Origin of the sequence: Sphingobacterium spiritivorum, from assembly GCF_016725325.1 — a bacterium.
GTDB lineage: Bacteria > Bacteroidota > Bacteroidia > Sphingobacteriales > Sphingobacteriaceae > Sphingobacterium.
The window spans coordinates 545,775-558,210 of sequence record NZ_CP068083.1 but is presented as its reverse complement, the minus strand read 5'-3'; the positions used below and the strand labels follow the sequence as shown (position 1 = coordinate 558,210).

General features: G+C 42.6%; 9 protein-coding genes. 8 read left to right on the top strand and 1 reads right to left on the bottom strand.

The features are described 5' to 3' along the window. Genes I6J02_RS02075 through I6J02_RS02060 form a run of 4 tightly spaced genes read left to right on the top strand, consistent with a single transcriptional unit; the run spans position 1 to position 4,095 of the window. On the top strand, positions 1 to 669 hold the full coding sequence (locus I6J02_RS02075) for a GDSL-type esterase/lipase family protein (protein ID WP_201680191.1): 669 nt from the start codon (positions 1 to 3) through the stop codon (positions 667 to 669). Between the two features lie 34 nt (positions 670 to 703). After that, positions 704 to 1,642, top strand: a complete 939-nt coding sequence (locus tag I6J02_RS02070) for a DUF4434 domain-containing protein (protein ID WP_201680190.1) — start codon at positions 704 to 706, stop codon at positions 1,640 to 1,642. A gap of 16 nt (positions 1,643 to 1,658) precedes the next feature. Further along, entirely contained in the window at positions 1,659 to 2,807 is a 1,149-nt protein-coding gene (locus I6J02_RS02065; RefSeq protein ID WP_201680189.1) for an AGE family epimerase/isomerase, read from the top strand. A gap of 28 nt (positions 2,808 to 2,835) precedes the next feature. Then, the gene (locus I6J02_RS02060; protein WP_201680188.1) at positions 2,836 to 4,095 is read left to right on the top strand and encodes an MFS transporter; all 1,260 of its coding nucleotides are present in this window, start codon (positions 2,836 to 2,838) and stop codon (positions 4,093 to 4,095) included. Positions 4,096 to 4,178: 83 nt separating this feature from the next. On the opposite strand, the gene I6J02_RS02055 is transcribed toward I6J02_RS02060, so the two are convergent. Beyond that, the gene (locus I6J02_RS02055; RefSeq protein ID WP_201680187.1) at positions 4,179 to 5,285 is read right to left on the bottom strand and encodes a YARHG domain-containing protein; all 1,107 of its coding nucleotides are present in this window, start codon (positions 5,283 to 5,285) and stop codon (positions 4,179 to 4,181) included. A gap of 112 nt (positions 5,286 to 5,397) precedes the next feature. Between I6J02_RS02055 and I6J02_RS02050 the strand changes: the two genes are divergently transcribed. From I6J02_RS02050 to I6J02_RS02035, 4 genes are all read left to right on the top strand, one after another. Beyond that, positions 5,398 to 6,735 (top strand): dihydroorotase, encoded by a 1,338-nt coding sequence (locus I6J02_RS02050; protein ID WP_201680186.1) that lies wholly within the window; start codon positions 5,398 to 5,400, stop codon positions 6,733 to 6,735. A gap of 24 nt (positions 6,736 to 6,759) precedes the next feature. After that, entirely contained in the window at positions 6,760 to 7,815 is a 1,056-nt protein-coding gene (locus I6J02_RS02045) for an LD-carboxypeptidase (protein WP_201680185.1), read from the top strand. Further along, positions 7,816 to 9,279 (top strand): M14 family zinc carboxypeptidase, encoded by a 1,464-nt coding sequence (locus tag I6J02_RS02040; protein ID WP_201680184.1) that lies wholly within the window; start codon positions 7,816 to 7,818, stop codon positions 9,277 to 9,279. Positions 9,280 to 9,442: 163 nt separating this feature from the next. Then, positions 9,443 to 12,421 (top strand): glycoside hydrolase domain-containing protein, encoded by a 2,979-nt coding sequence (locus I6J02_RS02035; protein WP_201680183.1) that lies wholly within the window; start codon positions 9,443 to 9,445, stop codon positions 12,419 to 12,421. Positions 12,422 to 12,436 lie beyond the last annotated feature (15 nt).

Sequence of the window (12,436 nt, the reverse complement as noted above, 5' to 3'; positions counted from 1 at the left end):
ATGCATAAGAATTTAATCGCATTGATAGCTGTGCTGTGCAGCATACATGTACAGGCACAAAAAATTGACTCCAGTTATAACAACACGTATTATCAGGGACGGATGGAATTATTCAATTCTCTTCAGATTCCGCATTCAGCCATTGTCTTTCTGGGTAACAGTATTACCGAGAGGGGAATGTGGCATGAACTACTGAGCGGAAAGCCCATTGTCAACAGAGGTATCGGCGGAGATAATACGTTTGGAGTATTGGCGAGGATACAGCCTGTCATAGACGCCAAGCCTAAGAAAGTATTCTTGTTGATCGGTGTCAATGACATCTCGCGGAATCTTCCAGTAGAGGTAACAGCAGCCAATTATGAAAAGATTATTCAGCGCTTCAAAAAGGGAAGTCCCAAGACTACCTTGTATGTACAGAGTGTATTGCCTGTAAATGATGCCATACTGAAAGCAGAATATATCAAGAACAAAGGTCATCTGATTATCGAATTGAACAAGCGGATAAAAGCATTAGCTGCACAGTACAATGTGCCGTTTATTGAACTGTATTCTTTATTCAATGATGGTCAGGGTAATCTGTTGCCTGAAATGACTAACGACGGTATACATCTGAGACCTGCGGCCTATGTGAAATGGGTTGATTTTCTGAAGCGTAACAAGTATTTATAACATTAGCTAACCTTACTATAAAAAACAAAATCAAGTGAAGATTACAGGGACATTTATAGACGAAATATCGCATGATATTCCGCATCAGAACTGGGGTGCGGAAGAATGGGACAGGGATTTTGCATATATGAAAGCCGTAGGTATTGATACGGTGATTATGATCCGCAGCGGATACCGCAATTTTATTACTTATCCGTCAGCATACCTGATGAGTAAGCACGGTTGTTATCGTCCTTCTATGGACCTGGTAGAGCTGTATCTTACGCTCGCTGACAAGTATGAAATGAAATTTTACTTCGGACTCTATGACAGCGGAGTGTATTGGGATACCGGCAATCTGCAGTTTGAAATCGATGCCAACAGGTTTGTGATTGATGAAGTATGGCAGAAGTACGGGCATTATAAGAGTTTTGGCGGATGGTATATCAGTACAGAGATAAGCCGAAGAACAAAAGGTGCTACAGAGGCTTTTTATACCCTGGGAAAACAGTGTAAAGATGTAAGCAATGGTCTGCCGACATTTATTTCTCCCTGGATAGATGGCAAAAAAGCAGTGATGGCTTCCAGCGCATCCCTCAGTAAAGAAGATGCTGTGTCTGTCAGGGAACATGAACAGGAGTGGGGTGAAATCTTTGATGGAATTTCCGGAGCAATAGATGCAGTTGCTTTTCAGGACGGACATATTGATTATCATGAGCTGCCGGCATTTTTTGAGATCAATAAGAAACTTGCTGATCGCTACGGACTGGAGTGCTGGACCAATGCCGAATCCTTTGACCGGGATATGCCGATCAAATTTCTGCCTATTAAGTTTGATAAGCTGAGATTAAAGCTCGAAGCTGCCCATGCTGCGGGTTACGATAAAGCAATAACATTTGAATTTTCACATTTTATGAGTCCGCAGTCGGCTTATCTGCAGGCAGGACATTTATACAACAGATATAAGGAATACATCAATACATCAGGATTTTAAGCAGATACAATACGTTATGAAGATATACAGTGATATATATAAGAATGAACTATTAGAAAAGGTGATTCCGTTTTGGGAAAAATATTCCATAGACCGGGAGTGCGGAGGGTATTTCACATGTCTGGATCGGCAGGGGAACGTCTTTGATCAGGATAAATTTATGTGGTTGCAGGGACGTCAGGTCTGGATGTTTTCATTCCTTTACCAGCATTGTGAACAAAAACAGGAGTGGCTGGATATTGCCCTGCACGGTGCTTCATTTATGGAACAATACGGACGAGATGCAGAAGGCAACTGGTATTTTTCACTCAACAGAGAAGGGAAACCACTCGTACAACCTTATAATATCTTTTCGGATTGCTTTGCAACAATGGGATTCAGTGCACTATACAGAGCTACTGGGAATACGACATACAGTGCTATCGCCAAACAGACTTTTGAGCAGATACTGAAGAGGAGATCCAATACCAAAGGCGTATACAATAAAATATATCCCGGAACACGGGACCTGCGTAACTTTTCCCTTCCCATGATCCTGAGTAACCTGGCTTTAGAAATGGAAGAGCTGTTAGATAAGCAAGTGGTGGAACAATTGCTGGATGAGATCATTCATGAGGTAATGGAAGTGTTTTATAATGAAGAGCGGGGTATTATTTTCGAAAATGTCAATCCGGACGGTAGCTTCAGCAATAGTTTTGAAGGCCGGCTGCTCAATCCCGGACATACGCTAGAGGCCATGTGGTTTATTATGGATCTGGCTGTTCGGAAAGGAGATCGTCCCCTTATTGATAAAGCATTAGAAATAGCCCTGAATGCATTGGAATATGGCTGGGATAAAGAATATGAGGGCATATTTTATTTTCTGGATAGTGAGGGACATCCTCCTCAACAGCTGGAATGGGATCAAAAACTCTGGTGGGTACATCTGGAAGCTCTGGTATGTATGGCTAAAGCCTGGAAGCTGACCGGAGATGAACGTGCCAAAGCCTGGTTTGTGAAATTACATGATTACAGCTGGGAAAAATTCAGAGATGCCGAATACGGGGAATGGTTCGGCTATCTGAACAGAAGAGGAGAGGTGCTGCTTCCTCTCAAAGGAGGAAAATGGAAAGGGTGCTTCCATGCTCCGCGTGCACTCTGGCAGATTCATCAAACCTTAGCTTAAGTATATAACCAATTATAAAGCCTTTATTATGAATGTAATGAGTAGTCCATCCGCTACTGTGGATAATCCAAAAATACTTAACGCTGCTGTTATTGTGGCAGCGTTGGGTTATTTTGTAGATATATATGACCTGCTGCTTTTCAGCATTGTCCGTGTTCCCAGCCTGCAGGCCTTGGGGTATAGCGGGGAGCAGTTAACTAATCATGGTATTTTTCTGTTAAATATACAGATGATTGGTATGCTTGTCGGCGGTATTTTTTGGGGCATTCTGGGGGATAAGAAGGGACGGTTGTCTGTATTGTTCGGATCGATCTGTCTGTACTCCATCGCGAATATTGCCAATGGTTTTGTAACGACAATTGAAGGCTACAGTTTGTGGCGTTTGGTTGCAGGAATAGGTCTGGCCGGCGAATTAGGAGCGGGTATTACCCTTGTCACGGAAATTATGCCGAAAGAAAAAAGAGGGCTGGCGACCACAATTGTTGCCTCGGTCGGAGTCAGCGGAGCGGTAGTTGCATATTTTGTAGCACAGTTCTTCTCCTGGGAAGTATGTTATTTTATCGGTGGAGGATTGGGACTTTCTTTACTGGCCCTGCGCATAGGCGTCAGGGAATCTGCCATGTTCGCTAAGACACTCCATCAGAAACACGCCTCCAGAGGTGATTTTTTGTCTCTGTTTAAAGATGCCGGACGCTTTTTGAAGTATCTGAAATGTATAATTATAGGCGTCCCGTTATGGTTTGTGGTAGGGATTCTGATTACCTTATCACCGGAGTTTGGTAAAGTGCTTGGCGTACAGGGAGAGGTAAGTGCAGGTGCTGCTGTAGCCTGTTGTTACGGAGGGTTAGTAGTAGGTGATATCCTGAGCGGATTTCTCAGTCAAATACTCAAAAGCCGTAAAAAAGTCGTGTATGTATTCCTTTCGTTGGCAGTTATCAGTGTTTCCGCTTATTTCTCGCTAACGGGATTGTCTGTGACAGCATTCTACTTTATTTGCTTTTTCCTTGGGCTTTCAGTAGGCTATTGGGTAATCTTTATGACCATTGCAGCAGAGCAATTCGGTACCAATATCCGGGCCACAGTTACGACTACAGTGCCTAACTTTGTGAGAGGAGCGGTTGTACCGCTGACGATATTGTTTCAGTTTCTCTATACTTCATTTGACAATCTGATTTATGCCGGTATCTGTGTAGGCTTGCTGTGTCTGCTGTTAGCTTTTTGGGCAATCAGAGGCATGCAGGAGACTTTTTCAAAAGATCTCAATTACCTGGAAGAAGAAGGAAAATAACGGAAGTATTTTTTACTTTATAAAACACATGTGCCGCCTGAACCATATCCGGGCGACACATATGTTTTATTTTGAATAGCTTACTATTTCAATTCCTTCAGCCATTTCTGCTCCTCCGGAGTCAGATTTTTAGGTTCAGGTATATATTTCGGATCCGCTGTATACCAATCTATATTACTGTAATAATCCTTTAAGTCTTTGGACTTAAAAACATATCCCCGTCTTGCAAACGGAAGATTACGTAATATTTTTTTGCTTGTTTCATCCTTGGCCTTAAGAATGCGATTCTGTGCATATGCCGCAAAGGGCAGAATATCTGTTTTGGAATCAAAAGATTCTTCCGGAGGAAAGTAGTTTTCAGCAGATAGATAAAGTTCACCTGCAGGAGCAAAATTAGTCTTATGAAAAACTAATGTACCCTGACGGATAGTAAACCGGATCTGATCCGACTCATGTACAGAAGAAGGAAGCACTTTTACATCTTTTGTTTTTCCCCAGCCTTTAATCTGCCAGTCTTCCTTTTGATCAAAAAATGTTTTATGGATATTGAATTCCGTTACATCTCCCATATCTACAATCAAAGTGAAGTCGTCGATCTGCTTATTTGCCCATCGCTTTGCTGCTGTCAGCACATATTCCAGATAGTATTGATAATCTATAGAACCGGAAAGGTCATAGGTGTAGGTATGCTGGATACTGTTTTTACCTTTTCTGAAGGGAGCATCAAAGTAATACACATAGTTAAAACCAACCTCATTAACATTATCAATCTCCTTCTTGATTTTATCCAATGGTTCAGATACAATTTTGCCGTTATTGACATAGAGCGAATCATATACGTAGGCAATTTTATACGGAAGATCCTGATTGTTCAGTTTTACTGTAAAATCTCTCATATAGGGATGAAAGCCATTTTTTGGCGTACCATCTACATCTCCGGATGGAGACATCGCTTCAAATCCGACCGTAATTCTTTTGTCCTGAACAGGATTTTCAAATTCATAATATACGGTGATATGTACCTGTCGGTCTCCTGCCTTTCTGATAGTCAGGATTTCCTTTCTGACACTGATGTCCGTTTCGTTGATCGGTACAAGTTGATTCCCTCTAGCAAAGAATGCACCATCATTGGCATGGCTGTAAGCTGTGAAGCACAGTAAAAGCGATAATATCAATAGGAAATTTTTCATCAGTATAGCATATTTACAATCATAAATATACACATCCCGTGCAATATATGAATTGCCGGATTATTTAATTTGGTATTGCGTATATTTGTTCTAAAGCAAATACAATCACTCCATGTCTTCAATACTTATCAAATCTGCACATATTGTCAATGAAGGGACAACCACAGTAGCAGATGTTTATATCCGTAACGGACGAATCGAAAAAATAGGAATCGAACTTCAGGTCAAAGCAGATAAAGAAATAGATGCGACCGGGCTGCATCTTCTTCCGGGACTGATCGATGATCAGGTTCATTTCCGTGAACCCGGTCTGACACATAAGGCCGATATCTGGCATGAAAGCCGTGCAGCCGTAGCCGGAGGCACTACCTCTTTCATGGAAATGCCCAATACAGTTCCCAATACATTGACACAGGAACTGTTGCAGGATAAATATGATATAGCAGCTAAAAACGCATTAGCCAATTACTCCTTTTTTATGGGAGCTGCCAATGATAACCTGGAGGAAGTTCTCAAGACAGATCCGCGAAAAGTATGTGGGATCAAAGTCTTTATGGGATCTTCAACAGGAAATATGCTGGTCGATAATGAAAAAGCCCTGGAAGGAATCTTTGCCAACGCTCCTACATTAGTAGCTACGCATTGTGAAGATGAAGCAACAATAAAAGCTAACCTTGCGATTTTCAAAGAACAATATGGCGAGGAAGGTCTGACTATACAGATGCATCCGCTTATCCGTTCGGAAGAAGCGTGCTATCTGTCTTCTTCAAAAGCAGTTGAACTGGCTAAGAAAAATAATACCCGTTTGCATATTCTGCATATTTCCACAGGAAAAGAAACCGCATTGTTTCGCAATGATATCCCTTTGGAACAAAAGCGGATCACTGCAGAAGCCTGTATCCACCATATGTGGTTTTCTGATCAGGACTATGCTGCCAAAGGTAATTTTATCAAATGGAATCCGGCAGTCAAGACCGCTTCCGATAGGGATCAGATTGTTAAAGCATTGTTGGACGGTCATATCGATGTGATCGCTACAGATCATGCTCCACATACGATCGAAGAGAAGTTACAGCCTTATCATACCGCTCCGTCAGGAGGACCTCTGGTGCAACATGCACTGCAGGCTCTGCTGGATATGGTCAGTCAGGGAAGAATGACACTGGAACAACTGGTACAGAAATCTGCACATAATACGGCGATCTGTTTTCAGATCGAAGACCGGGGATTTATCCGTGAAGGATACTGGGCCGATCTGGTACTGGTGGATCTCCATAAACCGTATACGGTTTCAAAATCCAATATCCTGTCAAAATGTGGCTGGTCACCGTTTGAAGGACATACTTTTACCTCTACTGTAGAACATACAATTGTCTCGGGACAATTGGCTTATACAGGTGGTTCACTCATTGAATACGGAGCAGGACAGCGCTTGCTGTTCAATCGCTAAGCCTTACCTAAATCTACCTATACGATGAACAAAAGAGATTTTATCAAATCGATTACATGGGCTGCTGCGGCAGTTCCTCTTACTGGATTCGCGCGCGACAGCGAGAAGGCAGCAGCCTGGGTCAAACAAGGGCAACTGTTAGCTGAGAAGTTGAAAAAAGGAGATACGATCGGGTTGATAGCTCCGGCAGGTGTTCTGGACGATGAAGAATCGATCAGCATAGCCAGAGAAATCTTTCAGACATTGGGTTTCAACGTAAAGGAAGGTGCTCATATACGCAGTCGGTACGGACAGTTGGCAGGTACAGATGAAGAGCGCATAGCCGATATTCATACAATGTTTGAAGACCGGCAGGTAAAAGCTATTGTCTGCGTTCGTGGCGGTACAGGTACATCAAGGCTTCTGGACCGTCTGGATTATAAACTGATTGGCCGTAACCCCAAGATATTATTAGGCTACAGTGATATTACAGCTTTACTGCTGGCGCTCTACAGCAAGACCGGGCTGATCGGTTTCCATGGAGCGGTGGGGATCAGTACCTGGACCAATAAAGTCGCAAGGGCATTTGAAAGTCAGTTTGTCGACAATAAGCTTCCTTTATTTACTAATCCTACGGATAAAGGTGATCACGTAGTTCAGTATAAAGAGCGGATCACGACACTTCATCCGGGGAAAGCAGAGGGCATATTGCTGGGCGGAAATATGACAGTACTTACAGGACTCTGCGGAACACCTTATCTGCCGGACTTTAAAGACGCTATTTTGTTTCTGGAAGAAGTAGATGAAAAAGTAGAACGCGTAGACCGGATGTTCTGTCAGCTGAAACTGTCCGGAATATTAGCTGTAATCAAAGGCTTTGTATTTGGTAAGTGTACAGGCTGCGGCCCTTCAGGAGGTTATGGTTCACTCACACTGCAACAGGTTATGAACGATTACATAAAGCCTCTGGGGATACCGGCATATAGCGGTGCTATGATTGGTCACATTGCGGATCAGTATATATTGCCTGTAGGGGCAGCAGTCCGGATAGATGCGGATAGAGGCACTATAGAATTAGTACAACCTGCTTTGAAAGATTAAATGAATAAGCTCTTAATTATCTGTTTACTTATGCTTCTTGGAAAAGATTCGTTTTCTCAGTCACTGGTATTGAGCAAAACGCAATTAGATAAGGCCCACATGGCCTATAAAGAGTCTGCTTTGAAACATCGCCGATTCAAACATTCCGATGTGGAACAACTCATCCTGCGTCATCAGCAGCAACATGCGCTGGATGTACAGCAAATCGGATCATCGGTAGAGCAGCGGAGTATCTATGAACTTCGCTACGGAGTCGGAAAAAAGGTCGTGATGCTGTGGTCACAAATGCATGGAGATGAACCTACAGCGACCATGGCGCTATTTGACCTTTTTAATTTTCTGGAAGGAAAAGAAGATGATTTTGAAGAAGTAAGATCCCTACTCAAGGCACATCTGGCTATCCACTTTATTCCTATGCTCAATCCGGACGGTGCAGAACGCTATACCAGACGTAATGCGCAGAAGATAGACCTGAACCGCGATGCCCGCAATACTGCGACTCCGGAAGGAAAGCTTTTGCGTGCTCGTGCGGAGAGTCTGAAACCACAATACGGTTTTAATCTGCATGACCAGAATATTTATTATAATGTTCCGGGTACGCAGACACCCGTGACTATTTCTTTATTGGCTCCGGCCTATAATATGGAGCGGGATATCAATGAGGTGAGAGGCAATGCAATGAAAATCATCGTCGGAATGGAAAAACTCCTGCAGGACTATATTCCCGGAGCAGTGGCTAAATATGATGATGAACATTCACCGAGAGCTTTTGGTGATAATTTTCAAAAATGGGGAGCCAGTACCGTTCTGATTGAATCAGGAGCCTTCAAAGGTGATCCCGAAAAACAGGAAATCCGTAAACTGAATTTTGCTATTATACTGAATGCTTTGGTACAGATCGCACAGGGATCTTATGAACAATATGATATAAAAGATTACGAACGTATTCCATTTAATGCTTCACAACTGCACGATGTCGTACTCCGCAATGTGAGTACAGTGTCAGCAGGATTACCCCTGCAGGTAGATGTTGCAATCCGGCGTGATGAGATTACCTCAGGAGATGACTATTACAGCAAAGGATATGTAGAAGATCTGGGTGATCTGAAAGAGTTCTATGGATATGATGATCTGGATGCCACAGGTCTGTCGCTTTCTTATGGACAAATCTATCCTACAACATTCCGTCATTACAGTGAACTTACAGCTGATGTCATTTTTGGCCTGCTAAAGCAAGGATATTCCACTGTAATTGTAAGGGAGCAGGAACAGCAAAAAACATTGCGGCTGCCGGTCAGAATAGTACATCAGCCTACAGAACAACGTCATGCCACAGGACTGTCACTCGGTCAGGAAGCTACATTTTTTCTAAAAAAAGATAATGAATTCCGTTATGCCATTATCAATGGATATCTGATAGACCTGAGCGGAAATCTTCCGGATGCTTTTAACGGAATAAAATAGATCATATTTATTTTATCCCGTTAAAGACAGGAGAAGGTAGAGTGACAAGGATTTCGTGTATAAATGCTGTTACTCAAAGGTTTGCGTAATTTATATTATTGCTTTATCATACGTATTGGACAAAAACAATACTTTAACTTGCAGAGCAATAATAACACTACAGATGATCAAACCAATTGCATTCCTTGGCAGCTTGTGTATGCTGACGGCATTACATGTACAGGCTCAGCATGAATATCCTCCACAAAAACCATTGTGGAATATCGACGAACTGGGTACACAACGTGCTGTATTGCGCGTAGAATCCGCATCAAAGCAGGTCACCGCGAGTATTCCCTGGCATAATCGTAATGTACGCTCAGACCAGAAAATAATACTTGTAGACAGTGCGACACAACAAGTCTTTTCGCCTTCCCATTACGGTAATATCTCTGCTGTTTCAGGCGAATTTCAATTCGAACCTCGTTCAGGTAAGGGAATCTACTACGTTTACTTTCTGCCTTATAAATTGGTCGGGAGAAGTGAAAACTATCCGGATGTAGCCTATTTAAAGCAGGAAGATGAAAGAAACACATGGGATAAAACAGTAAAGGCACGTGCGAAACTGGTTCGTATCGAGGCTGCAGATACATTCAATCAGAATGATGCCATGGATGTGATCTCTACACCGCAGGAACAAACCGCATTTCTCAAAAAACACCGCCAATCCAGTTACTTTGTTTTTCCGGAAGACCGGGATCATCAGATCAAAATGGCTGATGATCTTCCTCAGCGATGGACAACCGGCAATGTGGAAGGACAAATGCTCCGCGTCAAATCAGATAAAGGAGAACTGCTGGCTTTCCAGTTAGGACTCTATTCTGATAAGCAGGATTTGCAGGATATCAAAATTTCATTTTCAGACTTAAAGAGTCAAAACGGAAATACAATAGCTTCCGGACGGATCAATTGTATCAATACCGATGGTGTGAGTTATACCGGACAACCTGTTAAGTTTAATGTAACTGTCCCTAAGCAAAAAGTACAGGCGCTGTGGTGCGGGATTGACGTTCCTAAAGAGACGGTAAGTGCTGTATACGAAGGTATAATCACCATCAAACCGGCTAATGCCGCAGCAAGGAATATTCCTGTGCGCCTGGAGGTGTCCGAACGCTCTGCTGTGAATCAAGGATATGATGAGCCATGGAAGCTGACACGTCTCAACTGGTTGAATTCGACATTGGCGCAGGAGAGTACTGTGATTGCTCCTTATATCCCCTTACAGATAGACGGCAATGAGATCAGTCTGTTGGGCAGATCAGTTTCACTGGATAAAAATGGATTTCCGGCGCAAATCCGTACATTTTTTACACAGGATATGTTGAGTATAGGGAAGCAGGGTAATGATCTGTTAACAGAAGCTATACATTTTCATTTCCGTAAGAATGCGAATCAGGATGTCGTTTTTGAATATAGTCCTGTCAAATTTGACCGTAAGGAACAAGGCTTAGTCAGTTGGTCCACAACAGGAAACTCCTCCGATCTGATTTTAAATATTAAAGGATCTCTGGAGTTTGATGGTTTTGTAGATTATACCGTACAGCTTATTGCCACGAAGGATATACATCTTTCGGATGTGCAGTTTCACATTCCGTTACAGGCCCAATATGCTAAATATTTTATGGGTCTGGGAGAAAAAGGAGGGTATCGTAAAGATGTCATCGACTGGAAATGGGATGTGGCAAATAAAAATCAGGATGGCGGATGGATTGGAAATGTAAATGCAGGACTGCAGTTTGCCTTCAGAGATCAGCATTATTCCAGACCATTAAATACTAACTTTTATCTTCAGAAACCTCTTGTATTGCCTGCCTCGTGGGGCAACGAAAATAAAGGTGGTATACAGGTCGGAGAAAAAGGTAAATCCATATTAGTCGATAGCTACAGTGGCGAGCGGAATATGAAAGCCGGAGATACACTGTATTACAATTTTCACCTGATGATTACACCATTCCATACCATTAATACTGACTGGCAATGGGACAATCGTTTCTTTCATGCTTACAAACCCATTGAAGAAGTAAAGAGAAGCGGTGCAAATGTCATCAATATACACCATGGCAATAATCTGAATCCTTATATTAATTATCCCTTTGTGGCAACCAGGGAGATGAAAAGTTATATAGATTCCGCACATAGGGAAGGCTTAAAAGTCAAGATATACAACACCGTACGAGAAGTGTCTAACCGCATGTATGAAATCTACCCTTTACGAAGTCTGGGACATGAAGTATTTTCTTCCGGCAAGGGCGGAGGCTACTCCTGGTTACAGGAGCATCTGAATAATGATTATATCGGTGCATGGTATGTTCCCCGGTTCAACGATGCAGCTATTATCAACAGTGGAATGAACCGTTGGCACAATTACTATGTAGAAGGTATGAACTGGCTAGTGGATCATATGGGAATAGATGGTATCTATCTGGACGATGTGGCTTTTGACCGGGTTACAATGAAGCGAATCAAAAGAGTGATGACAAAAAATAATCATCCGGGTATTATCGACCTTCATTCGGCCAATCAGTTTAACAAAAGCGATGGATTTAATAACAGTGCCAACCTCTACATGGAACATTTTCCATATATCAATCGTCTCTGGTTTGGCGAGTATTTTGACTATGAAAAAAATGATCCGGACTTCTTCTTGACTGAAGTAAGCGGTATTCCATTTGGATTAATGGGGGAAATGCTGCAGGATGGAGGTAACCCCTGGAGAGGAATGATCTACGGCATGACCAACCGGTACCCCTGGGAGAAAGCTAAGGATACCCGTGATATCTGGCGGGTATGGGATGAATTTGGTATCCGGCAATCACGTATGACCGGCTATTGGGTCGATAATAATCCGGTGAAAACAGATAATAATAAAATCCTGACAACCGTATATCAAAAGGAGGGTAGTACGATGATCGCTCTGGCAAGCTGGGCAGCAACAGACACAAAGGTAAATCTGTTGATCGACTGGAAAGCATTAGGTCTGGATGCGACTAGGGTAAGTATCACCGCTCCCGCAATCAAGAATGTACAGGAAGCGCACGTATTCAAACCGGGAGAACAGATTCCGGTAGAAAAGGGTAAAGGCTGGTTACTTCTGGTGAAGTAGACCAAAAAAGCAGTT

What these genes read in the sequence shown, in the direction of transcription:
- I6J02_RS02040 (WP_201680184.1), top strand. Translation starts at nt 7,816, where the DNA reads ATGAATAAGCTCTTAATTATCTGTTTACTTATGCTTCTTGGAAAAGAT.
- I6J02_RS02060 (WP_201680188.1), top strand. Translation starts at nt 2,836, where the DNA reads ATGAATGTAATGAGTAGTCCATCCGCTACTGTGGATAATCCAAAAATA.
- I6J02_RS02050 (WP_201680186.1), top strand. Translation starts at nt 5,398, where the DNA reads ATGTCTTCAATACTTATCAAATCTGCACATATTGTCAATGAAGGGACA.
- I6J02_RS02035 (WP_201680183.1), top strand. Translation starts at nt 9,443, where the DNA reads ATGATCAAACCAATTGCATTCCTTGGCAGCTTGTGTATGCTGACGGCA.
- I6J02_RS02045 (WP_201680185.1), top strand. Translation starts at nt 6,760, where the DNA reads ATGAACAAAAGAGATTTTATCAAATCGATTACATGGGCTGCTGCGGCA.
- I6J02_RS02055 (WP_201680187.1), bottom strand. Translation starts at nt 5,285, where the DNA reads ATGAAAAATTTCCTATTGATATTATCGCTTTTACTGTGCTTCACAGCT.
- I6J02_RS02065 (WP_201680189.1), top strand. Translation starts at nt 1,659, where the DNA reads ATGAAGATATACAGTGATATATATAAGAATGAACTATTAGAAAAGGTG.
- I6J02_RS02075 (WP_201680191.1), top strand. Translation starts at nt 1, where the DNA reads ATGCATAAGAATTTAATCGCATTGATAGCTGTGCTGTGCAGCATACAT.